Consider the following 24374-nt stretch of genomic DNA (forward strand, 5'->3'; position numbering starts at 1 on the left):
GGTGATGAAGCCGTCCATCAGGTGCGGGTCCAGGCCGGTGAAATCGGGGGACAGTGGACCGGTCCCGGGCGGTGGCGTCCCTGCGTCCTGTGTCACGATCCCGCCCCTCCCAGGCTCCCGATCTTGTCCCGGCGACACGACTGCGCCAGCGCATACCCGGCCCCGGTCGCATACCCGGCCCCGGTCGCACGCCCTGCTCGGTCGCACGCCCTGCTCGGCCGCCGATTGCCTGGTCCGCCCGTACGTCCGGCCGGGCTCGCCCGATCGCCCGGCCCGCCCGCCTGGCATGCCCGGTGGTAGGCCAGGCCCGCCTGCTTGGCCTACCCGGCCGTCGGTGTGCCGGGCCGGTCGGCTTGGCGAGGCTTGGGCGGCGGTGTGCTGGTTCGCCCGCTTGGTGGACCCGGCCTCCGTGCCGCCGTTCACCCCGATGACGTGCCCGGTCGCCGGGTGCTCGTTCGTCTGGCCGGCCTTGCTGGTCATGCTGTGGTGCTGGTCGTGCCTCGGTCGCCGTCCCCGATGACGCCGGGTTCCAACGTAACGCAGTGGCCGGCGGGGAGCGGGTGATCGGCCGCAAGTGGACTGGCCTGGCACCGCGAACGAGGTGAGGGTGCCGGGAGTGTTCGCGGGCTCACAGTGTCGTTGTCCTGGACGACAGACCCCGGCAAAGCATGGGAAAAACGGTTTTCCTACTATTCATCGCACAGTCCTGATCATGTAACGGAGGAGACGCCGGATGGCAGGTGCCGACGGGTCGGCGAAGGGCGCTCCCGGGATGGTGACGGATGTGGTGCCCGTCCACCTCAAGCGACGCCGGGACGACTTCCACCTCCAGAGCGAGGAACTCGACACGGCGCTCCGGGCGGCCGTCGGCGTCCTGGAAGGGCTCGGCCCGTTCTGGGGGGACGACGAGCACGGCCGGCTCTTCTACGAGGGCGGCGGGGGACGGGTGGGCTTCCGGCAGGCCACGGAGGAGATCGCCCGCCACGTCGGCGCGGTCACCACCGCCTACGAACGCATCGGCGACAACGTCTCGCAGGCCGGAGCGAACCTGGAGACGGCCGACTGGGCATCGGTGGCGGCCCTCGCGCAGGCCGTCACCACCGCCGGCCTCGCCGTCCCCACCACCAAGGCCGAGGTTCGGTGAGCCCGTCACTTTCCGGGTTCTCCGCGCCGTTCCGGGCCTTCGGCCGGGTCGCCGGCCGGCATCCGGTCGCCACCACCGCCGGCGTCGCGGCCGTGACCCAGGGCGCGTTCGTCACGGCCATGCTGGGCGTGGACTGGCCCGAGGGCGACCCGGACGGCCTGCGCACCGCCGCCGACACGCTGGACGACCTGGCGAAGAAGATCGACGAAGGGCTCGTGGCGGCGGACGAGGCGGCCCAGCGGGTGTGGACCGGCAATTCGGGGCCGGGCGTCGAGGCGTTCAGGACCATGTGGCGTGGCGACGGCTCCCAGGGCGCCGGTGTCCGCCCGGACGGCTTCTCCGGTTATCCCGCTGACGTCGCCGCCTACTGCCGCCGCGCCGCCGCGGCCTGCCGCGGCTACGCCGAGCAGATCGACACCGTGCGGCACGTGCTGGTGGTCATGGCGATCCAGGCGTTCGCCAACATGATGTTCACCACGATGTACGCCTGGCCCACCGCGGGCCTGTCCCGGCTCGCCCAGCAGGCCGTCCAGCGGTACTTCACCTCGCTCGCCCAGTCGCAACTGAAGATCTTCAACATCGGGGTCGCCGAGATCGTCCAGGGCGCCTTCTACTACACGCTCGACAGCCTGGCCTACGCCGGCGGTCAGCAGGTCATCCAGGCCGGCATCTACGCCGCCTCCGGCGTGCAGAAGGACCTGAACGGCAGGGACGTGCTCTCGCTCAGCGGCAATGCGACGGAGTTCGGGCAGGCGTTCGTCGCCAACCTGGCCTTCGACGCCGCCGCCGACACGGTCGGCCTGCTGCAGTTGCACGGTCGGCTCGGCAGCTTCACCGCCCGCATGACCGGCTCCAGTGTCTACAGCATCGTCGCCAACCTCCAGCAGGACCCCACCGGCTACCCCGTGCCCACCGACTGGGAGACCTGGCTCGCCAAACTCCTCATCCACGGCCCCCGCACCATCAAACCCCCCGGCCTGATCCCAGCGGCCCGCCCCTCGTGAGGCGGACCACTTGCTACGGTGGCGACACACGACCGTGCAGCTCAGGAGCGTTAATGATCTCTGAGGTTCCCGGGTGGTCGATCCCTCCCCCCGAAGGGTTCCACGCCGAGGACCTCGATCGCCTTGCGGATCTGCCGCCGCACACCGAGTTGATCGACGGAAGCCTGGTGCTCGTAGGCCCGCAGGAAGATTTCCACACACTGATGCTGTATCTGCTGGAGAACGGTCTGCGCCGTACGGCTCCGGCCGATCTGCGGGTGCGCCGCGAGATGAGCGTGGTCCTGGGGCCGCGCCAGCGACCGGAGCCGGACGTCATCGTGCTTCGCGCCGAAGCTCTCCGCGGCCTCGAGGCCACCTCCTACCAGGCCGGAGACCTGCTGCTCGCGATCGAGGTGGTCTCGCCCGAGTCGGAAGAACGTGACCGCAAACGCAAGCCCATGTTGTACGCCGAGGCGGGAATACCACACTTCTGGCTGGTCGAGAGCGCCGAGGGACGCCCCACGGTGCATGTCTACGAGCTGGACCCGGCGACGCACGGTTACGTCCTGTCCGGCAGCCACCAAGGACGCGTCCGGCTCACCGTGCCGTTCGACATCGACATCGACCTGACGCAGATCGACCGGCTCTGAGGTCCTCCTCGCAGGGCCGTCCGAGAAGAGGTCCTTCCCGGGTTCGGCGACAGGTGTTCAGCACGGGTGCTCGGGCTGGGCTGCTGGAGAACCGCGTGCGGGCATGGCCGTCTACCGGTGGCCGAGCTCGCCGTGCCAGGCGGGTCCCTGGTCCTGCGCATCGCGGTGGGGTCAGGGGTCGCGGGTGGTGTGGGTGACGATGAAGTCGTCGAGGGTCTCCTGGTAGGAGGCCAGGTCGCTCTCCAGGGAGGCTCGGGTGAACTTCCCCGGGGCGTCGCGGCGGGCCGCCGTTCCCTGCTCGGTCCAGAACGCCGTGTCCGGCAGCTCCGCCGCGCCCGGCGGCAGGAACCGGGCCGCCTCCGCGGTCGCGTCGCGCGCCGACTCCCAGGCCAGCACCACGCTCCGGAACCGCTCAGGATCGCCCGGCGACGCCGCGAACAGCAGGTCTTCCCGCATCGCGCGCCGCGCGAAGGTGGCGCCGGCCAGCCGCCACTGCCCGGCGTCGACCAGCTCCGAGCGCCCGGCCCCGTACGGCAGCCGGTCGCGGCGCGCCTCCGCCTCGCTCGCGTACGGCACCAGCACCTCGACCAGCAGGGAAAGGCCGAGGGCACGCCCGTCGAAACGGAGGGTCCAGGCGTCCTGTCCTTCGGTCAAGGTGGTGTGCGCCTCGTGGTCGCGCCCTGGCTCGCCCTCCCGGCCCGCGGTGAGCATGAGGTACAGGTACGCCTCCCGGAGCGTCCTGGCGCGAAGCGGTGGCATGCCGTCCGTCCCTTCCTGGGCAGTACCTCGACCGTCCCACTGCCGGCGACCTGGAACTCCCGACGATAGCCGCCCGTAGGGAGCCCAGCCGGTGCTTGCCCCGCCTCCGGGCGTCCGAGCACCGGTGGCGCACAGCCCCCGTGCGCCCAGCCGGTGCTTGCCCCGCCTCCGGGCGTCCGAGCACCGGTGGCGCACAGACCCCGTGCGCCCGCGCGGGGGCTCGTGTCCACGCGCCGGCCCGCGTTCGCGCACAAGGTGCCATCCGCTCTTCGCGGTACGCGGCGTCCTGCGCGGCTCGGGCCCCATCGGGTCTGGGACGGACAGGGCGCGGTCACGGCCGCCCGGCCAGGCGGTGGTAGGCGTCGCGGACGACCAGCAGGCGGTCCACCTGGAACCTGTCCGGCTCGGCGCCGCGTACCTGACGGCCCAAATCGGTCCAGAACGCCTGTTCCGGCACCTCCTCGGCGCCCGGCGGGACGAACTTCACGACCTCCTCGACGGCCGCCACCGCGATCGCCAGCGCCCGCCGTGCCGCGGCCGCGTTCCCCGCCGGGACGTTGCCCGCCGTCAGGTCGGCCACCCACAGCCACTGCCCGGCGTCCAGCAGCCGGGACGGCTCGCCGCCGCCGAAGTCCGGGAACCGGTCGGAGAGTGCGGGCTCGTGTTCAGGCAGCCCGAAGAGGTAAGCCCGCTCCGCACCACACCCCCTGCAGACGCCGGCGTAGCGGGCCGCCAGGCCCCCGGACTCGGGTCTGTGCGTGGAGCCGGGTGTCGTGGCGGAGGCCGGTACCGCCGTGGGGCCGCGTGCCGACGTGGGCACGGAGCCGTGCGTGCAGCCGGAGCCCGCTACCGGCGTCGAGGTCGGCCCGGGCAGGGATGTGGCGGCCGGTACCGGGGTGGACACGGGTGAGGGGGCGAGCGTGGCAGGTACGGGAGCCGAGTCGGAGGTCGTACCGTGTGGCCGCCTGTGGCCGGTAGGTGGCTGTCGGGGGAAGGCCGGTGCGAGCGCGGGCGCGGAGTCGGGTGGGGACGTGGGCACGGCGGGTGCGGGTACCAGGGCGTGTTCCCAGGTCGTGTCCACCGATCCGCATCGCTCGCATGGGTGCAGGTCGAGGTACAGGTGGGCCTCGTCCCTGGTGCGGGCGGGGGAAAGCACCGGGGGCGTCGTCACGTCGTCCTCCCTCGCGTGGGCGGGTCCGGCACCTGGCCCGGCCGCGGCGGGCCGGGGTCACCGCCGGTCGCGGCCCGGCCCGCTTCGTACGGGTCGCGGTGCGTTTCATGTCCGTCGCGTGCCGCCCGCGCCGCTGTGTGGTCACTGGGCGTCGGGTCCGGGGAGCGTCGGCCGCATTGGCAGGGGCCGTCCGGCGGGCAGACGCACTCGGCGGGCTCGTCGGGGGGGATCCAGCCCGTGGTGTTGCTCATCCGGCGCATCCTCGCCCAGTACTCGTCCCGCGACTCGCGTCCGGATCCGTTGACTCCGTTCGTCCACGATCCGTTCCCTGCGGTCGGCCCGGCGCCGTTCCCGCCGATGTCTCCAGAACCGCCGGAGGCTGGGGAACGGGCAGGGCGCGGGACGGCTGCCTCGGAGGCCGCACCCGTGCTTCCCGCCGCCGGACCGGGCGCCGCGGCAGGAGAGGGCGTCGCCGGTGGCGGCTGGTTGAGGAGGGCGCCGATGCCGGGGCGGGGGGCCGGGACGGCGGGGTCGCCGGCGGTCCACGGTGGCGGCGGGGGAGTGAGGCCGCGGGCCTCGATGAGCCGGGCCAGGCCCTCGATCTGGGTGCGCAGGGCCGGCCGGCGCTCCGGCGGGGCCTCGGTCCACCGCCGCGACAGGTGCCGGTATTCGTCCACCCGTGCCTCGGCGCACGCGTCGGTGACCGGCGCGGGCGTGCCGTCCGGGGTGGATGCGGCGAGGGCCGGCCGCAGTACGCCCTGCGGCGTGCCGCCCGCCCGCGCGACCAGTTCGCGGACGGCGTGCCCGACCTCGTGGACCAGCGTCCGGGCCACCAACTCGGCCGGGGTGCCCGGGTCCACCCGCATCTCGTAGGGCGGCCCGGCGGACAGGTCGGTGTGCGCCATCCGGTCCGCGCCGACCTCCGCGACCACGGGCCGGAAGCCGACCTCGCCGAGGGCGCCGGTGGTGACGGTGAGGACGGGGTCACCGTCCGGCCAGGCGGACCCGCGCAGGCCCACCTCCAGGTCGGACGGCTGGACCTGCGCCCAGGCGGCGCGCAGTTCGGCGTCCTCCAGCGGCCCGGCCTCCGGGGCCCGTCCCTTGACGTAGCCGGACGCGGGGTCCACCGGGGCCCGCACACCGAGGCTGCCGAACATGGTGGCGGCGTTCTCCTCCGGCCCCGGACCCCACAGCGGACGCGGGAACGCCGGCGCCGGCGGCTGCGGCGGGGTCACGCCGAGCTCGCCCAGCGCCTCGGCGACCAGGTCGGCGAAGGCGCCGTCCGCGGCCGACCGGTTGTACAGCCCGCGCAGGTCGAGGCGGTGCGTCACCGCCAGGCCGGACAGCTCCGTGGGCAGCGTGGCGAGCGCCGTGGCGAAGCCGCCGTCCGGCACGTCGGAGGCCAGCTCGCCGTCCGGTGTCGCGAGGTACCCGCGCACCGTCCCATCCGGCTCGGCCACCTCGACGTGGACGTGCGCGCCGAGCCGGCGGGCCAGCAGACGCGCCCAGGTCAGCGGCACCGGCAGTTCGGCCGGGTGCGCCGTCGTGCCGATCTCGATCCGGCCGCCCGGCCGCAGACCGGGCACGCGGCGGCGTACCTCGCCGGCGACCTCGGCGACGGGGTCGCCGGCGAAGCCGGGCCGTTCTCGCACGGCGGCCATGAGATCGTCCAGAATGTGCCTGGCCGAGGGGCGGCGCCGCCAGGGAAGACGGCGCATGCCCGCCGCCGGTTCGTCGTCGAACGACCAGCCCGCCACCGGCTCGGCGGTCCGCTGCGCCGCGCGCACGGCCTCGTACCGTTCCGCGGACATCGCCACCAGGGCGTGGCCGGTCACCGGCTCCGGCAGGGTCGCCGTCCGTAGCGGCCGCCGGCTGCCGTCCCTGCGCAGGCGGGACACCTCGAAGACGACCTCGCAGTCCATGCGGACGCCGACCGTCACCGTCGGATGCCGGTCGAAGCCGCTCTTCTCCTTGCGCGCCCCGCTGTTCGCCGACGTCGACCGCCCGGCCCGCGCGCCGGAGGACACGTTCTCGCTCGTCCCCCACTCCTGCTGGGCGGGATCGACCCCCCGGCTGATCGGGGTGAGCCGGCTGCGGTCCTCGCCGGTCGCGAACCGCTGCTCGCGGCGGTGGACGTGACGCTCCTCGATGTTGCCCCGCTCGCCGATCTCCAGCCGGTCCTCCGACAGCCGGGCCCGGACCACGACGTCGACCATCCGGCCGCCCGGCATCGGCACGCTGAGCATGACCTCGCCCTCCGGCGCCAGCATGAATTCCAGGCCGGCGTTCAGCGACGTGCGCGACAGCGCGTGCGCGACGCGCGTCCACTGCGCCTGGACGCCGTCCGGCCCCAGCAGGTCACCGGCCGCCAGCCGCGCCCGCACCGCGTCCACCAGGCCGTCGGCGATCGTCTCCACCGGGAAGAAGCCGTCCCGCAGTTCCACCGGGCGGGCGTCCGGCACCCGGGGCGGCAGCGGGCGTGCCTGCTCCTCCCGTACCGTCAGGCCGTCCTCCACCAGCCGGACGATCGTGCCGGTCAGCGTGAGCGGTTCGGGCGCGGCCCGCTCGGTGGCGGCGTGCCGCGCGCCGGTCAGCCGGCGCGTCGTGCTCTGTACGGTGCGCGCGACCGCGTGGGCGGCGGTGCGGACGGGACGGGTGACCCGGTTGCCGGTCCGCGCGGCGGACAGCGGGACCCGCTCGGCCCGGACGCTGATCGTGATCGGCTGCCCGACCAGGTCCCCGCCGTCGAAGGACCCCGTCCCGTACAGCCGGGTGAGCTGCTCGCCGCCGGACACCGTCCTGGTGTGGGCGCGGTGCGTGCCCAGCGAGCCGGACGCGCCGTGACCGCCCGCCGCCCCACCGCCGCTGACGCCGCCGCCGAACAGCCAGCCGGCCCACGCCGACCAGTCGATGCCCTTGTAGCGGTACTTCTGCCGGATGATGACCTTCTGGTCGCTGCGGCCGAGCAGTCGCGTCCGGTCCCCGGGCATCTCGCTCCGCAGGGTGATCCTGACCAGGTCGGTGTGCCGGGGGCCCACCCGCACCGGCATCTCCCACTGGAAGCCGTGCGGCGACAACTGGTTCTCCAGCGTGCCCCACCAGGTGTCGCCGGCGAACATCCCGGCCAGGGCGCGCGTCATCACCGGGTCCATCCGGGCGGCGTCCGGCGCCGCGGCCCGGATGCGGTCCAGCACGGCGTCCAGCAGCTCCACGCGCCGGCCGCCGGAGAACAACTCCACCGAGTGGACGGCGGTCGTGCCCAGCCGCTCGCGCATGGGGCCGGGCAGCGCGACCCGGTCGGCGCGCCGGAGACGTTCGGGGTCGAGCAGCTCGTCGAGGGTGCGCGCCGGGCCGTTCAGCTCGCCGCCCAGCCGGGCCGCGAGCCGGTCGAACAGCGCCTCCGGCTCGTGCGCGGCCACCAGCGGGGACACCGGGACGAAGCCGTCCCGCAGTGCGGCCGCCCGCTCCTTGACGTACCGCCGCGCCATCCGCATGACCATCGGCGGATCGAAGCTCACGTGCCCGTCGAGGACGCGTTCGATCACGTCGCCGGCCACGTCGAGCGGCAGCGCGATCTCGCCGTGCCCGTACATTGTCAGCGCGTCGAGCTGAGGGAGGTCGTAGAGCAGCGTGCCGTGCGGCAGCACATCCCGGTGCACATCGGCCGAGCCCTCCGCCCGCGCGCTCAACGTGATCACCATGCCGGCGGTGAGCGCCTGCTGCAGCCCGGTCTCCACGACGATCGGCTCGTCGCCGGCGATGAGCGTCCAGGCCAGGGACCGGCCGCCGCTGCGGCCCGCCGAGCCGTTGACGCCGCCGGAAAGCCCGCCGACCACGTCATGGGCGATGGCGCCGGACGCCTTGCCGGTGTTGCCGTGCGACCGGCCCGTGCTCGCCGAGGTGCTGCCGAGTGCCAGGTGGATCTTCGCGGTGGTCAGGTCGTTGACCCCGGCCGGTGCGGACTCGCCGAGGTCCACGTGCAGGGTGACCGTGACCCGCCTCGTCCCGCCGCCCGGACGGCGGACGACGACGTCGATGCTCGGATCCGTGGTCAGCCACGAGGTGTTGGAGATGAGGGTGCGCATGTCGCCGAACGCGGCCAGCTCGTGGAACGCCTGCGGGTCGGTGCCCGCCGCCCGCCGCACCACGCCGCGCAGCGCCTCGACGAGGTCGCCGCCCGGATCCAGCTGCACCAGGACCGACCGGCGCACCAGCTCCGGCGTCCCCGGCCGCCCGGCCGGATGCGCCTCGGGCCGCGCGGCGGAGGGTGCGGTGGGGTGTGTGTCCGGCGGCCGTGTCGCCTGCCCGGACGTCGTGACCGACGTTCCCACCGTGGCGGTCGTCTCGGGGTTCGGGGTGCCGCTCGTCGTCCCTGGGCTTTCCGTTTCGTTGGTCGTGGCCGCCGTTCCCGCGGCGTTCGTCGTCGTCTCCGGGTTCCTGGCGCCCTTGGTCGTGGGGTCGGTTCCTGCGGCAGGCGTCGTCCGCGTCGCCGGGGCCTGGGGGAGGCGGCCTGCCGGGACCATCAGGCGTCCGGGGAGGGTACGCGCCATCGTCTCCGGGGAGAGCAGCGGCTCGGCCTGGCCGCGCCGGTCCACCAGGTCGGCGCGGAAGCGGTAGCCCTGCCGGAACTCCGCCACCGGCGTACCCTCGATCAGTGTCACCTCGTTGAGCGTGTATCCCGCGCCCCAGCCGGCGGACCGGCCGAGGTTCCCCTCCCAGCCGGCCTCCGCTCCGGTCCACCGCAGGCCGAGCCGGCGCACCAGCGGGCCGATGCCCAGCCCCAGCGAGGCCGCCCAGGTCACCGCCCGCCTCCAGGTGCGCGTGACGGTGTTGGAGGCGATGTTCAGCGCCACGTGGCCCTCGGCCTCCGACATGCCCGCGTAGTCGGCCCGGCCCTCCGGCCGCAGGGTCACCCGCAGGGTGAACTCCCGCAGGCTCTCCCCGGCGCGCATGCGCACCAGGTCCAGGACGACCCCGCCCTGGGCCGCCTGGTCCATGCGGCTCTGCAGCCCGTTCACCGACAGTTGCTCGCGCACCTTCTGCAGGTTGGCGAGCTGCGCGTCGCGCTCCAGCGGGTCCAGCGAGGGACGCGGCAGTCCGCCTGCGCCGACGCCGGGCAGCAGGCCGTGGGCGCGCAAACTCCGCATCACCTCGTGCCGCGTCTCACGCACCGCGGCCGGGTTCAGGTACACGGTCGCCGCGCCGGGCCCGCGCATCCGGCCGGAGCCCTCGCCCATGTCGTCCGGCAGCCTGGCCTCGCGGCCCGGCGGCGGCTCGGGGGAGGGGTCGTCGCGGAACCGCACCGACCCGTCGGGGTTTCTGCGAGGCTCGCCGGCGTCGTCCCGTACGACGGCGTCCGGGTCCACCGCCCACCCCGCGCGGCCCGCGTCCGGCTCGGGCGCCTGCAGCAGCGCCCGGGTGTCACCGGCGGCCACCGGACGCGCCTCACCCTCGTCGAAGAACTTGATCGTGACCTCGTGGCGCAGCGTGACGTCGTGCAGCGTCGTCCGCCCCATCCAGCGCCGAACCAGGGGGTAGATGGCGACACTGCTCGCCGACGCGCCGTCCGAGCGGGACCAGCCGCGCCTGATCGACGCGTTCAGGCGGACCCCCAGCCCATGGAAACCCTTGGCCCCGGGGGAGTCGCCGGTGAGACCCCACCCGGCGGAGACGGCGGTGCCCGCGCCGACTCCGGCCGACGCCACCCGGGTGAAGCCGGAGAACACGACGCCGAGCCACTCCTGGAACTGCTTCCAGCCGGGCCGGGAGACCATCGCGTCCGCCACCACGCGCGTACGCACGCGCAGGATTCCACGCCGGCCACCGTCCACGATGGTGTGCTGGAACCCCTCGGGGTCGTCCACCGCCGTGTCCAGATGCCCGGGGAGCTGCTGGGTGAGGATGGTGCGCACCTGGTCGCGCACCTCGCCGCTCAACGGCGCCTGGCCGGGGCCGTGTGTCGCCACCGCGGTGTCGGCGAGATCCTCCAGGCCTTCCAGGTACATCGGGACGTATCGGGGGAACGACGCTCCGCGCGCCTCGCCGGCCGGCAGCCGGTAGGGCTCCTCCGGCGGGTGCGTGGTGTGCGCGTGCGACAGCGACAGCTCCAGGCCCGTCCTGTCGTTGCCGATGCCCTCGGCGACCTGCGCCACCTGCACCCACGCGCCATCCGCGTCCCGTTTGTGCACCTGGTACGTCAGTGGGACGTGCACCAGCGTGGCGTCACCCCGGTTGTCGGCCACCTGACCCGGCAGGACGTACTGGGTGTGCGACCCGGTCGTACCGGTGGTGTTGTCCCGGTTGTACCGGACGTTCAGCCCGAGGCGCTTGGCGACCTCCTTGATCCCGTCCCAGAACGTGCCGGTGGCCGGTACGGCCTGCACGACCGTGGACAGGTCCAGGCCGGTCGCCCAGCCCAGGAGACGGGCCGCGGTGGCCGCCAGCGAGCCGCCGCCCTGCGGGAGCAGGCCCACCATCAGCTCCGAGGCCGCCCGCCCGGGATCGGGCACCTCGACCGGTTCGCCGAGCGTCGCCCGGACCATCAGCTCGGCCGGTCTGCGGGTGCCGGCGCGCAGCACCACGCCGTCGGCCGAGGTCAGGTTCTGCACGTCCCCGCTCAGCGCCCACGACAGGTCACTGACGCTGTAGGAGTGATCGGCGCCCTCGTCCGCGAGCACCTGGTTGACCACGTTCGTCAGCCGGGTCTGGTACGGCAGCCGTCCGCTCGGGATGCCGGTGGCGAGCGCGGCCCGCGGCGGCCGGGCGGCGTCCAGCGCCGCGGCATACCGGGCGTACGCCGTGTCCGCCCGCTCGGCCGACCGCGCCACCTCCGCGGCCAGGTCGGCCACTGTACTCGCGGCGGTGCTCGGATTCGGGCCGGCAGAGCCCTGCGCCGGGCCGGCGGCCGGCGGCACCATCTGGGCGGACCGGCCCGGTTGGGTGGACTGCGCGGGTTGGGTGGACGGCCCGGGCCCGGTGGATTCGGTGGTTTCGGTGGCCGAGGCGAGGCGGGCGAGAGCCTGCGCCACTTCCGCGTAGGCCGCCGCCACCTGCTCGGCCTGCCGCAGCGCCGCCTGGTAGGCATCCGCGATCCGGGTGTAGTGCTCGGCCGCGATGTTCTCCAGCCGCTCCTCGGCGAGTTGCGCGCGCCTGCGCTCGGCGGCCCAGGCGTCCTTCTCCTGCCGTGACCGCTCGGCCTTGCCGGACGCGGCGGCCGCCCGCTGGGTGGCCTCGTCCGCCCTTGTCCGGTTCACCTCCTCGCGCCGCCGCAGGCCGTCCTGTGCCTCGTCCAGCGTCGCGCGCATCCGCGCCACCCGCTCGGCCAGCTCCCGGACGGCGGCGGGCACACCCTCCGGCCCAGGCGAATACGCCCCCGGCGCCGTCCCGGTGCCGCTCTGCGCTACGACGGCGGTGAGTGCGGCGGCGCGCCGGGAGATCTCCTGCCTGCGGTCGTCCAGCGGTCCGACCCGGAGCGCGTTGTAGTCCGACGACTCCTCGGGCAGCCGTCCGTGCGCCTCCTCCACCACGCGGAGCCCGGCATCGGTCAGGCCGGCGGTCCGCAGGCGCCCCCAGCGGTGCCCGACGACCTCGCGGGCGACGTCGGCGACCACGTCCAGCATCTCCGGGGACGCGTCGGCCATCCGGCCCAGCGCGTTCAACGCCCCCTCCATCGGAGACGAGTACCCGGACCTGGCGATGGCGGCGCCCAGCCTGGCCGCCGCCTCGGCGCGCAGCCGCCGATCCTGGGCGCCGTCGGCCACGCGTACCCGCAACTGCCGCTCCATGCGGGAGACGACGTCGGCCGGGACGGTCCGCGGCCGCCCGTCCGGGCCGGTCACCCGGAGAGTGCCATCCGGCATCGGCCGCGCATCCGGATCGACGATCGGCAGTGTCTCGCTCAGCAGTGCGTTGACCCGGCCGACGACGCGCGGATCGGCGGCCGTCTCAGCGGTTCCTGCCGGGCGGCCTTCCTGAGCCGTGTTCTCCGGAGCGTTCGCCGGGGTGCTGTTGGCGGCGGTCCGGGGAGTGCCGGTGGGTACGGTTCCCGGGTCGCCCGCGGGAGTGGTGTCCGGCGTGCCGACGGGAGTGCTCGCGTTGCCCGGGGAGGTGGCGCCGGCCTGCGGTCGCACGGTGCCGGACCCGGTGACCTGCACGGTCGGCATTCCGGGCATGAACAGCGGTGCCCGGCCGGGTGCCGTCACGGGCGCCACGCCCGCCGGCGGTGCCACTGCGCTGCCCGGCGCCCCCGTCTGCGGCGCCGTCCCGGTGGCCGGTGTACTGAGAACGCCCGGCTGCGGTGTCGTCCCACCGACCGGCGCGTTCGGGATGTTCGCTTGTGGGGACGCACTGGTAGTCGGTGGAGTGCTCGGTGGAGTCGTACCGGCACCCGGCGTTCCAGGGGATGGCGTGGTCGTGCCGCCGGGCGTGCCGTGCGACACCGGCGTGCCCGTCTGCGAGGTGTCGGGCGCACCGGGTGCGGGCGCTGGACCGGATGTGGGGGACGCGTTGGTGCCGGGTGCGCCGGGTTGTGCGTTCGCTCCGGCTCCGGGTGTGTCGGGGACGTCCGGGATGGCCGGGTTGACCGTCGCGGCGCCGTTGGGTACGGCGTTCGGTGCGCCGGAGGCCGGAGACGCTCCGGCCGTGGGCGATGTCGCCTGGCCGGCTGGATTCCCCTGGCCGGCCGGTGTTCCCGATGCCGGAGCTCCCACAGTGTTCGGGTTCTCTTGCGCGGGCGGGTTTCCCTGGGCGGACGGATCACCGGCCGGGGGGCCGGTCGGAGCGGTGGACGTGGAGGAACCGTTCGGGCCGGTGCCCGCGGTGGAGTGGCCGGTTCCGCCGGAGGCGTTCGGGACGCTTCCCGGCGGGACGGCCGAGGTGGGACCGCCCGCCTGTGTACCGGCGGCTTCGCTGCTCCCTGTCGTCGCCGGCACGCCGGTGGAGTGATCCGGTGCTGCTCCGGTCGTGTCTCCAGGTGGTGCTGCGGTCGTGGACGTCGCCGGTGGTGCGGCGGTGGTGGACGCCGGTGGTGCGCCGCCCGGCTGGGCGGGCGCGCCGGTGCCGGAAGAGCCGCCGCCGGTCGCGCCGGAGGGGCCGGGGGAGCCGGTGCCGGCGGACGGGCCGGAGGGGGGCGCGGAGGACGTGGTGGCGGCCGGTACGGACGGTGCGGCGAGGCGGGCGGTTCGGGCGGCGTCGTTGGCGGCGGCCGCGGCGCCCGCGGTCTGCAGGGACCGCACCGGATGGATGATCGCGGAGAGGACCTCGGGGTTGGTCGGGCTGATCGTCCGGGTGCGGCCCGCGCCGCCCATGAACGCGCCGCCCACGGCCTCCGGGGTCAGCGAGGCGAGCGGGTTCCACTCCCCGTACACGGCTCCGTTGGCCAGGAAGGAGCCGGCGGGCGAGGCGATCATGTTGTTCAGACCGGTGTGCATGGCATCGCGCCCGAAGCCGGCGAGCGTGCTGGAGAAGCCAGGCCCGCCGCCCGCCGCGTCGTCCAGCCGGTTCATCAGCGGGATCCGCCCGCCGTACCGCGCCAGCAGCGGGGCGGCGACCTTCATGCCGACCACCGCGCCGCCCGCCGCGCCGATCGCCGACGCGGCGGTCCGGTCCCAGTCCCAGCTCGTCCGCGTGCCACGCCGCATCTGCTCGTGCTGTGTCCAGGCGTCGATGAGGACTTCCTCGCCGATCTCCTCGATCACCTCGCGGCCGAGATGGCTCGCCAGGACGGTGCGCGCCAGGCTCCGGCCGCCTGTCTGGGCGATCCGGCCCGCCGCCAGCCGGGCCGCCACGCCGGCGCCGTACTCGCGTCCCGCGACGGCCGCGAGCCGCGTGAGGATGCGGCCGATGGCGGTCCGGGTGGCGGCGGCGATGGGACCGATCACCGGTGTGCTGAGCCCGGCGGTGAAGAACCAGCTCACCAGCGCGATGAACGCGGCGGTGACCCCGATCCAGAACGCGACGTTGATCGAGATCTTGGAGTACTCGGTCTCGCGGGCGAAGTCGTCGGCCTGCAGCGCCTTGACGAGATGGGCCTGCGCCAGCCCGTTCACGCCGGACTCGCCCTTCAGGACCTGGTCGGCCTGCGCCAGGTACATCGGCGTGGCCGGTACCTGCCAGCCGACGAGCACGGCCCTGCCCGCGGCGATGCCGGGATCCACCGAGCCCTGCAGCCCGGCGCCGAGCCTCTGGTGCTCTCTGGCGAGTTCCCGCAGCAGGCTCTCGCTCGCCTTCGGCCACGACTGACCCGAGGCGAGCAGGGCGATGAAGGTGTCCGCCCATGCGGGCAGCGCCTCCCCCCAGGCGGGGGTCACGTCGGTGGCCGGGCCCGCTCCGATCTCTTCCGGTGGGCGGCCGGGGACCTGCGGGTTGACGTTCGGGTCGAAACCTTGCGTCGACGTCATCCCCGTCCGATCCCCGTCCGTCCGATTTGTGCCTGCCCGCTCGCCGTACGCCCGGTCTCCGTCGGCCCGGCGCCTGCCTCGCGGATCCTCGTCCGGCCGGCCTCCGCCACCCCGCCCACTTCCGGGCCTGCTTCGCTCCGGCCGATTCCCGCCGGCGCGGCGTCCCTCGCGGTTGAGGAGCCCCTGCCCGGCACCGGCCTACGCCTCAGATGCTCATGGTCGTGCCCGCCGCCTGTGCCGTGTCCGTCCCCCGCGTGTTGCCGACCGCCGTACGGACCTTCGCGCCGAGCGCCTCGACATCCTGGACGACCAGGGCGCCGATCTGCGCCAGGATCTCCGGCCCGCCGTCTTTGGTGTAGGCCGCGTGGAAGGCGGCCCCGGCGGCGTCGTCACCCCACGGCGTCGCGTCGGCGAGCCGCTGGATGCGCGCCGACCCTTCCTGGCAGACGCGGGCGATGCCGGAGGTCGCGGCGTCCCACCGGCTCAGCGCCCGCGCGGCGGTCGGGGCGTGGACGTCGATGTCCCTGGGCACGCCGCTCACCGCTTCCCGAGCATCTGCGCGGCCATGTGCTCGAGGATGGCTTCGAGGTCGCCGTCGAGGTGTGCCTTCATCCGCTCGGCCGGGATGAGCGGGGCGAACAGGTCGATGACCTGGTCACGTGCCTTGGCCGTGGCCCGGTGGACGGTCGCGGTGATGGCGTCGGCGAGCAGGCGCGAGTCCGGCCGCCGGTAGATGCGCGGATCGATGTCCAGCCGGACGAGATCGCCGCGGGCGCTGACGGTGGCGGCGATCAGCCCGTCTTCGGACTTCTCGGTGACCTGGACGGCCCGCGCCTTCTCGTGCATTTCGGGCGCCTCTTCCTGCATGCGCATGAAGGTGGCGCGGAGTTCCTCGGCGTAGGCTCGCATGTCCGCCCCGTCGCCTGCGAAGCCCTCCATATGACCTCCCCGAGCACCTGTCCGTGTGGTTCTAGGCTCTTAACGGCAGAGAAACCGTGAGCTAACTTCCAGGAAACAGTCGCTTGATCGGTCATTGTGACATTTCCGAATAAAGCCCGGCAAGCATCACGTCCCGCCGTGGCGCGGAGGGGGAGGCCCGAGGGGGAAGGTCAGAGGACCAAGGGGACGACGTGCTCGCGAAGATCCAGCACTTCGTCCCGGGGCACCCAGGCCTGGTGTACGCCCCGCTCGACGCGTGACAGGCCGAGGTCGCGTGCCACCGGCAGCGACCCGCCGACGTACTCGACCAGCAGCTCGCCGTCGCGTTCGCCGTGCACCTGGCACGGGGCGTCGCGCCACCGCCCCGCCACCGTCACGAAGGTGACCTCGTCGCAGTCACCCGCCGGAACCGGCCGGACGAACCGGCCCGGTGCGACCTGCGTGAACCCGTCCGCCGGCGCGGTGGCGCGCAGCCGCATCCACAGCCCGTCCGGACGCGGATCGGGGCTCGCCTCGTACTCCGCTCCTCGCCACCGGGCGCGGTAGCCGTGCCATCTCATGCGGGCACCGCACCCGAGGAGCTGGCTGGGGACGCGACCAGCAGCCAGCGTTCCAGGTCACCGTCGAACACGGCGCGGCGGATTTGCGTCCCCGCGTGGGTGAGCTCCCAGATCTCGGCGCCGTGCGGCAGGCCGACGCCGTCCACCTTGTACTCGCGGATCACCTGGTCGACGTTCGGCGCCAGCCCCAGCCCGGTGAACGGCGGCTCCTCGACCAGCCATCCCCCCACCGCCGCCATCGCCTCCTCGTCCACCCCTCCGTACGGGGTCCGGTACAGGTTCAGCCCGACCGCGGCCCAGCGCAGCATGTTCACCGAGCCCTCGTCGGTGACCACACCCGCCACGTCCGCCATGCCGAGCGCGTCGGCGAGCACGGCCGGGGTCGCGATGTGCGCCACGTCCAGCGCGTTGTGGCAGTACCCGGACACCCGCGACCGGCCCTCCGCGAGGTAGGCGTACAGGTCGAGGGGGGTGAGGAGCTTCTGCATGAGGGGCAGGCCGGAGCCGGGGGAGGCGAGGCGTTCCTCCGTCAGCGTGGGCACCGCGAGCCTGGCCACCGTGCCCGATCGCAGGCGCACGTGCGCCGGGAGGCCGGGGTTGACCGCGAGTCCCCAGCGCGGGTCGGGCCACCCGGCGGCCAGTTCGGGCAGTGTGACGACGCGGTGGTGCGGGGTCACTCCGCCAACGCCGGTCGCGGCCATGGCCTCGGCGGAGGTGTAGGCGAGGATCCAGGTGCCCTCGGCGTCGGAAGCGGTGGGCCAGGCGACCGGCTCGTGCCCGGCCGCCGCGGCGGGGCTTACCGGCAGGGCGAACTGCGCCAGGCGCAGCATGCCGAGGCAGAGGGCGAGATCGTCCGCCGCGACCGCGGCGGCGAGGTTCCGCTCGAACGGGCTCACCGGCTCCCACTCTCGCACGGAGATCACTCTAGCCCGCTCGCCGCGGCCGGAGCCGTCCGGTGTGGTGTAGCAGGTACGCCCGGCCTTCCGCCTGTCCCGGCGTGCGATGGGCGGCCGGTCAGGTGGCGAAGCCGTCGGACGGCTCCGAGCCGGTCACGAGGGGGAGCATGACCGCCTCGGCCCGCCGGGCGGCGTCCTGCTCTGCCTGCCTCGCCGCCGCGATGATCGCCTCGGCCAGTGCCTCGGAGCCGAGCCGCATCGCGCGCGGGTCGATGCGCAGGGACACCAGCGAACCGCCGGGCGACACCTCGACGACGACCCTGCCGTCCTCGGCCTCACCCTGCCCGCGCGTCTCGGCCATCCGCCGGCCGGCCGCCTCGAACATGGCCGACTGCGCGGCGAGTGCCTCCAGCACCTCGTCCACCTGCGGGTCTCCGGAGGTGAAGGGCCGTTCGCCGGGGCCGGTCGTCATCGGCACATCCTCACTTCACTAGGGGTAAGAGACCGGCGCGGCGCCGAACACATCCGGCACGTGCCGGAGTGAAGAGCCGCGCCGGGTCCACGCACGTGTCACCGCGCTAGCCGCAGTTGGCGAAGGGCACGGCGGTGGTGTTCGCGCCCGCGGTGCCGCTGAACCGCACGCACTTGCCCTTGGACTGCATGACGACCGGGCCCGCGTAGAACTTGAACGCGCCGCGGTCGCTGACCGGGGCGGCCCCCTGCACCTCCAGCGTCACCGACACCGGGCTCTCCGTGCCGATGTTCTGCGTCTTGAGCGTGACGACGCAGGTCGATCCGGTGGCGACGCTGTAGAGCTGGTAGGTGACGCCGCCGCCGAACGGGCTCTGCCGCTGGACGTAGAAGCCGCTTCCCCGGCCCGAGGCGTTGCAGACCTGCTGCGGCGTGTACGGGTTACGTGCCGGCGCCTGGCTCCCGGACGGTTTCGGCGCGGGCGTGACGCTCCGGCCGGGCGTCGGCCGCGGCGTGATCGTCCTGGTCACGGTGGGGCGCGGTGAGGCGGGCCGCGACCAGATCGGCCGGGACGAGCCGCTCACGGTCGGCTTCGGCGTACGCGAGGGCGAGACGGCGGGGGTCGGCGTACCGTTCGGCAGCAGGTTCTGCGGGCCGCTCGGCGTCGGTGTCGGCGTGGGGCTGCCGGCGCCGGACGGCGACGGGGTCGGGCTGCCGTTCACGTCCGGGTCAGGTGACATGTTGGGCTTGTTGGGCTTGTCGGGGTGCCGGGGAGTGGGCTCCGCGGACGGGCTGACCGTCGGCCCCGGTGTCGCGGTGACCGTGACCGTCGGAACCGCGGAGGGCGACGGCGTGGAGACCTGCGACGGCGGAGTGGACGGGATGGGCGGCGGGGTGAACTGCGGGCCGGGCGAGAAGCTCGGAATGTCCAGCGACAGAGTCGGCGTGGTGAGCTCCATCGGGTACACGCCCGTCTCCTCCGGAGCGGGCGAGGTGGCCCACGGCGCGGTCACCTGCGGGCGGGGCCGGGGCGACTCGCCCACGCCTCCGACGCCCCCGACATCGGCGCTGCCGGTGGACGGCTCGGGCACGTTCGTGCCGGCCCGGCCCTCGGCGGCCACCCGGCCGATCTGCTGCGGGCTCGCGGCGTAGTGCCCGGCGCCCCACAGACCGAGCCCCGACAGGCCGATCACGACGCCGACCCCGGCGGCCAGACCGATGGGGAAGTGGGTGCCGGTCTTCTTGCGCGCGGGCGCGGCCGGCGGTGCGGGTTCGCCGGCGGCCCGCGGAGCGGCGGGCAGCGCACGCGGCCCGGTCTCCTCGCTGGGTAGCGCGGGGGCGCCCCACACCTGCTGCGCCGGGAGCTGCGGCTCGGCCGCGTACAGCGCCGCCGGCCCGTCACCGCCTTCGCCGCCCGGCTCCTGCGCCCGTACGGCCGGCGGCTGTCCGCCCGGCCCACCTGCGGCGCCCGGTCCGCCTAGAGTGCCCGGCGTGCTCGCCGCCGAGGCGATGGGCGCGCCGGCAACGGGCACCGCCTCACCCGGGGCGCCGGACGCGGCGACGGGTACGCCGCTGACGGGGGCGCCGGGGAGCGAGGTGCCGGGGATGGAGGTGCCTGCGGTTGCGGGCACGGTGGAAGGAGCACCGGGAACGGCGGGGACGGGGCCGGCGACAGGCGCGCCGGGAACAGGGAGTCCGGCGACGGGCGCAGCGGGCAGGGCCGGGGCGGGGGAGTCGGGCTTGGCCTCGCCGAGCAGCCACAGCATCGCCCCCTGGGCGGTGGGCCGTTCGGCGGGCGCCTTCGCCAGGCAGGCCGCGACGACGTCCCGCAGCGGGGTGGGCAGGCGGCCGAGGTCCACACCGGCGGTGGCGACGGCCTGGGCGTCGCCACCGAACGGGTCCGCGCCGGTCGCCGCGTAGGCCATCGCGTTCGCCCAGGCGAACAGGTCCGCGGCCGGGCCGGTCGGCTCGCCCCGCACCTGTTCGGGAGAACGGGGGGCCGTCTCGCCGAGGCCGAAGTCGCAGACGCGCGGGCCGTCCGGGCCGAGCAGGACGTTGTCGGGGGACAGGCCCCGGTGCGCGATGCCGGCCAGGTGGATCGCGGTGAGCGCCGTCAGGGTGCCGACCGCGGCGCGCTCCAGCGCGTCCCCGGTGAGCGGCCCGTCCGCTTCGACGGTCTCGCGCAGCGAGCGTCCCTCGACGTGCTCGCGCACCACGTACGCGCGGTCGCCCAGCCATCCGGCGTCCACGCTGCGCACCGCGTAGGCGCTGGAGACGCGCTGCGCGGCGGACAGTTCGTCGATCACCCGGCCGCGGGCCTCGTCACCGGCCTCGGGCCAGGAGGGCAGCAGCTTGATCACGAAGAGCCGGCCGTCCCCCGCGGCGCTGGCTTCGGTGGACGCGGCCCCATCGGCCTGCTGCCCGGAGGTGTTCCCGGTGTCGCCGGAGCGGCGGCCGAGATAGGCCATGCCGCGAGGCCCCTGTCCCAGGCGTCCGAGAATGAGGTATTCGCCCACTTGCTGGGGGTCGTCCGGCAGCAACGATCGCATGTCCTTCTTCGCCTTCCCCGTGGATCAGCTCAGAGGGTCATGACACCACAAACAGGCGTACCACTTGACGAAATTTGTCACATGTGCAGCACCTGTTACGGTTTCGTTGATCTTCGGGGTAATTCACCCATCTGGTGGGCTTAAAGGGTCACTCGCCCGGTGGGATGGTGCGCCCCGGCCGCCATCCGCGTCTGCGGCCCAGGGGGACGACGACCGCGATGGCCGACACCAGGCCGGCGGCGACGATCGCGATCACCGCGACGGCGGCGGAGCGGGTGATCACCTCCTGGTCCACCGGCCGGGGCCGGGCGACGATCGTCGACGGCAACGCCTCCGGCCGGCGGGGCGCGATGGCCACCACCTCCGACGGGAGGATCTCCGACACGGCCATCAGTGGGTTCACCATGCCCGCCCCGGTGCCCGTGCCCGAGGCGCCGTCGGCGGTGATCTCGATGCGCCGCCGCACCCGCACGTTGTCCAGCTCGGGGTGGCGTGCGCGCACCAGGGCCGCCACCCCGGCGACGAACGGCGCGGCGAAGCTCGTCCCGTCCAGGTCCTGCCGGTACGTCCTGCCCGGCCAGGTGCTGGTGATGTCCTGCCCCGGGGCGATGACGGAGATCGGCGTGACCGAGTTGGAGAAGTCGGTGCGCCTGCCGTCCGGGCCGGCGGATCCGACCGACAGCACACCGGGATAGGAGGCGGGGTAGGCGGCGGCGGGGGTGCCGTCCTCCTTCTTCAGGTTCCCGGCGGCCGCCACGATCACGACGTCCTTGGCCAGCGCGTAGTCCACGGCGGCCCGCAGGTCGGGCTGGTCGGTGGTCTGGATCGAGATGTTCATCACCTGGGCGCCCAGGTCGGCCGCCTGTCTGATCGCCTGGGCCAGCACTCCGACGTCCCCGCGGTCGCCGTTGGTCTGCTTGATCGAGATCAGCCGCGCCTTGGGGGCCACGCCCGCGAACGGGATCCGGTCCAGCATGTCGGCGCCGCCGATCAGGCCGGCCACCGCCGTGCCATGGCCCACGCAGTCGAGCGGGCCGGTGCCGGTCAGGTCGACCGACTTGGCCACCCGCACCTGCGGGTGGCGCGGGTCCACGCCGCTGTCGATGATCGCCACGGTGACGCCTTCCCCCATGGTCAGCGGCCACACGCCGGTGAAGGCGAGCCGCCGCTGCGCCCAGGATTCGCCGACCTGCGGGCCTCCTCGCGGCGGCGCGCAGGGCTCGGGGGCGCGCCGCGCCGCCGCCGCGGCGGCGTCCGGCCCCAGGGCGAGCGCGAGCGCCAGCACGGCGGCGAACGTCCCCCGACCGACCATTCCCCAAGCTCCGTCTCTGCCGGCTCCGTCTGCGCACCTGGAAGCCGTCCGCGTGACAGGTGATCGCGCGCGAGAAGCCTAGCCAAAAGGTCTCCTCGCGCGTGGCGATCGTACGGGCGGCCAGTAGCCTGATCCCCGTGAGCGACACCACCCTCCATCCCGAGGACGCCAAGATCATCACGCTGGCCCGGGCCGCCCGCGCCCGCAATGGCACCGTCGAGGGCGCCGCCGTGCGAGACGAGACCGGCCGCACCTACACCGCGACGAACGTGGACCTGCCGTCCCTGCGGCTGTCCGCCGTCCAGGTCGCCGTGGCGATGGCCGTCTCCAGCGGCGCGGTGTCGCTGGAGGCCGCGGCCCTGGTCACCGACGAGGAGGAGCCCGGCGAGCAGGACATGGCCGCCGTCCAGGACCTCGGCAACGGCATCCTCTTCCTCGCCGCCCCCGACGGCTCCCTCAAGGGCCGCTACATCTGATCGGGCGGGGAGGGGGAGGTGTTCGATCGGGGACAATAAGGGTGTGAGTTCTTCAGCCGCTGAGTTCCGTGCCGGTTTCGCCTGCTTCGTCGGCAGGCCCAACGTCGGCAAGTCGACGTTGATGAATGCGCTGGTCGGCGCCAAGGTGGCGATCACCTCCTCCAAGCCGCAGACCACCCGCCGCGTCATCCGCGGCATCGTCAACCGGCCCGGCGCGCAGCTCGTCATCGTCGACACGCCCGGCCTGCACCGCCCCCGCACCCTGCTCGGCGAGCGGCTGGACAGCCTGGTGCTGTCCACCCTGACCGAGGTCGACGCCATCGGCTTCTGCGTCCCAGCGAACGAGGAGATCGGCAAGGGCGACCGGTTCATCGCCGAGAAGCTCGCGGCTGTGAAGAAGACCCCGGTCATCGCCGTGGTCACCAAGTGCGACCTCGCCTCCCGCGAACAGATCGCCGCCCGGCTCCTGGAGGTCTCGCGCCTGGCCGACTTCGCCGAGATCGTCCCGGTCTCCGCGCAGTCGGGGGAGCAGCTCGACGTGCTCGGCGACCTGCTGATCAAGCGGCTGCCCGCGTCCCCGCCGCTGTACCTGGACGGGCAGCTCACCGACGAGCCCGAGCAGGTGCTGGTCGGCGAGCTGATCCGCGAGGCCGCGCTGGAGGGTGTCCGCGACGAGCTTCCGCACTCGATCGCGGTGGTCGTCGAGGAGATGGTGCCCCGCGAGGGGCGCGACGACCTGCTCGACGTGTACGCCCAGATGTTCGTCGAGCGTCCTTCGCAGAAGGCCATCGTCATCGGGCCGAAGGGCGCCCGGCTGAAGGACGTCGGCACCCGCGCCCGGCAGCAGATCGAGGCGCTGCTGGGCACCCACGTCTACCTCGACCTGCGCATCAAGGTCGCCAAGGACTGGCAGCGCGACCCCAAGCAACTGCGCCGCCTCGGCTTCTACGACTGATCGTGGCCGCCGCCGAGCCGCCCCGCTTGGCGACCCCTCGCGCGGAGAACGGCGTGGGTAGAGTGGCACTTGGTGCTGCTTTCCGGGAAGGCGTGGAGGGATGACGCGCGTTGCGGAAGCCCGTCTCTCCGGTGCGGCTGAAGCACCGGCCATGACCACCGAAGAACGCGATGTTCTCCCGGAGTGTGGATGAGCAGGATCCTGGTCGATGGCCCGGCTCAGTACGTGTCCACCCGTGGCGCATCCGACGGACGCGCCACACCGGTGCTGGCCCTGCGTTCCACGGCTCCGGGCCGTCCTTCCCGGCATGTTGCCGCGCCCGATGGCGAGCAGTGGACCGGGTCGTTCGCCGCTGGTGGCGGCGTGATAGCGGCCATCACCCACGTTCCCGGTGCCTCCGGTCCGGCTTCTCGACTCTACGTGTTCTCGCCGTCGAACGGAGCGGCCGTGGGGGATCCCCGGCTCCGGGCGGTGCCACTTCCGCCGGTCCGGACGTCTCCGGTCGAGGTGAAGGCGGTGTCCCGGGACGGCGCTCTCGCCGTCGTGGTCTTCGACGCGGGCTGGGACGGCGGCGAGAAGTGCGCCGTCGTCCCGCTCGCTGAGGGCGGGCCCGCGCGCACCTGGCAGGCGTCACGCACCACGTCGCACGTGCTCGACGCCTCGTTCGGACCGGGGGGCGAAGTCGTGCTCGCAGTGGCGGGCGTTCCGTCTGCTCCGCAGCACCGTAGGATCCTCCGTCACGACCTCACCGGTTGGCCGTCCGAGGGCACGGTCCTCCTTGAGGACGGCGATCACGGCGTCTTCCAGATCCATGCCGCTGACCTGTCCCCCGATGGGAGCCTGCTGGCCGTCGCGGAGACGCGGGACGACGGTGCCACGTTCGCCGTGTCCGTCACGCCGGTGAGCGGCGGACCGCGTCGCGTGCTGTATCAGCGGCCCGTCTCTTGGGCCGATCCCACCGAGGTCGATCTTTCCTTCGATGGCACTGGCGCGCACTTGCTGGTAGGCCATGGGGAGATCTGCCGGATCGATGTGGCCGACGGCACCTGCCGGGTACTGGCGCGCTGTGACGAAGAGCACTGGATGCGTGTCGGCTGGTAGCCGCTCTCCGT

General features: G+C 74.0%; 16 protein-coding genes. 6 read left to right on the forward strand and 10 right to left on the reverse strand.

All coding sequences use genetic code 11. The annotated features are described in order from the left end of the window. Nucleotides 1–733: 733 nt before the first annotated feature. The 3 genes from IEY93_RS29985 to IEY93_RS29995 are packed head-to-tail and all read left to right on the forward strand — an operon-like array spanning nt 734 to nt 2777. Complete coding sequence (locus tag IEY93_RS29985) at nt 734–1144, forward strand: hypothetical protein (protein WP_189166516.1); 411 nt, start codon at nt 734–736, stop codon at nt 1142–1144. Then, nucleotides 1141–2148, forward strand: coding sequence for a WXG100-like domain-containing protein (locus IEY93_RS29990; RefSeq protein ID WP_189166517.1), 1008 nt, complete (start codon nt 1141–1143; stop codon nt 2146–2148). Before IEY93_RS29985 ends, IEY93_RS29990 begins: the two co-directional genes overlap by 4 nt. 53 nt (nt 2149–2201) lie before the next feature. Next, nucleotides 2202–2777 (forward strand): Uma2 family endonuclease, encoded by a 576-nt coding sequence (locus IEY93_RS29995; RefSeq protein WP_189166518.1) that lies wholly within the window; start codon nt 2202–2204, stop codon nt 2775–2777. Nucleotides 2778–2948: 171 nt separating this feature from the next. Here the strand turns inward: IEY93_RS29995 and IEY93_RS30000 are convergent, their stop codons facing one another. The 10 genes from IEY93_RS30000 to IEY93_RS30045 form a co-directional block, all read right to left on the reverse strand. Further along, the gene (locus IEY93_RS30000) at nt 2949–3536 is read right to left on the reverse strand and encodes a hypothetical protein (protein ID WP_189166519.1); all 588 of its coding nucleotides are present in this window, start codon (nt 3534–3536) and stop codon (nt 2949–2951) included. A gap of 331 nt (nt 3537–3867) precedes the next feature. Then, a complete protein-coding gene (locus IEY93_RS30005) occupies nt 3868–4707 on the reverse strand; it encodes a hypothetical protein (RefSeq protein ID WP_189166585.1) in 840 nt (279 codons plus the stop codon). Beyond that, the gene (locus tag IEY93_RS30010; RefSeq protein WP_189166520.1) at nt 4704–15104 is read right to left on the reverse strand and encodes a WXG100-like domain-containing protein; all 10401 of its coding nucleotides are present in this window, start codon (nt 15102–15104) and stop codon (nt 4704–4706) included. The genes IEY93_RS30005 and IEY93_RS30010 overlap by 4 nt, the downstream gene beginning before the upstream one ends. Nucleotides 15105–15309: 205 nt before the next feature. Then, a complete protein-coding gene (locus IEY93_RS30015; protein WP_189166521.1) occupies nt 15310–15636 on the reverse strand; it encodes a hypothetical protein in 327 nt (108 codons plus the stop codon). 5 nt (nt 15637–15641) lie between these two features. Next, nucleotides 15642–16043, reverse strand: a complete 402-nt coding sequence (locus IEY93_RS30020; protein ID WP_189166522.1) for a YbaB/EbfC family nucleoid-associated protein — start codon at nt 16041–16043, stop codon at nt 15642–15644. Between the two features lie 170 nt (nt 16044–16213). Then, on the reverse strand, nt 16214–16603 hold the full coding sequence (locus IEY93_RS30025; RefSeq protein WP_189166523.1) for a UCP033725 family protein: 390 nt from the start codon (nt 16601–16603) through the stop codon (nt 16214–16216). Next, nucleotides 16600–17517, reverse strand: a complete 918-nt coding sequence (locus IEY93_RS30030; protein ID WP_189166524.1) for an SseB family protein — start codon at nt 17515–17517, stop codon at nt 16600–16602. Before IEY93_RS30030 ends, IEY93_RS30025 begins: the two co-directional genes overlap by 4 nt. Nucleotides 17518–17617: 100 nt before the next feature. Next, nucleotides 17618–17971: a YbaB/EbfC family nucleoid-associated protein gene (locus IEY93_RS30035; protein WP_229691594.1), complete on the reverse strand. Its 354-nt coding sequence runs from the start codon at nt 17969–17971 to the stop codon at nt 17618–17620. A gap of 106 nt (nt 17972–18077) precedes the next feature. Beyond that, nucleotides 18078–20519, reverse strand: coding sequence for a serine/threonine protein kinase (locus IEY93_RS30040; protein WP_189166525.1), 2442 nt, complete (start codon nt 20517–20519; stop codon nt 18078–18080). Nucleotides 20520–20667: 148 nt separating this feature from the next. Next, entirely contained in the window at nt 20668–21831 is a 1164-nt protein-coding gene (locus IEY93_RS30045) for a S8 family serine peptidase (RefSeq protein ID WP_189166526.1), read from the reverse strand. Nucleotides 21832–21968: 137 nt separating this feature from the next. Here IEY93_RS30045 and IEY93_RS30050 point away from each other — a divergent pair, with 137 nt between their 5' ends. The 3 genes from IEY93_RS30050 (at nt 21969) to IEY93_RS30060 (ending at nt 24363) form a co-directional block, all read left to right on the forward strand. After that, nucleotides 21969–22307, forward strand: coding sequence for a cytidine deaminase-like protein (locus IEY93_RS30050; RefSeq protein WP_189166527.1), 339 nt, complete (start codon nt 21969–21971; stop codon nt 22305–22307). 43 nt (nt 22308–22350) lie between these two features. After that, nucleotides 22351–23262: a GTPase Era gene (gene era / locus IEY93_RS30055; protein ID WP_229691595.1), complete on the forward strand. Its 912-nt coding sequence runs from the start codon at nt 22351–22353 to the stop codon at nt 23260–23262. A 189-nt stretch (nt 23263–23451) separates the two neighbouring features. Continuing rightward, nucleotides 23452–24363, forward strand: coding sequence for a hypothetical protein (locus IEY93_RS30060; protein WP_189166528.1), 912 nt, complete (start codon nt 23452–23454; stop codon nt 24361–24363). Nucleotides 24364–24374 lie beyond the last annotated feature (11 nt).

This window comes from Sphaerisporangium melleum (assembly GCF_014646695.1).
GTDB lineage: Bacteria > Actinomycetota > Actinomycetes > Streptosporangiales > Streptosporangiaceae > Sphaerisporangium > Sphaerisporangium melleum.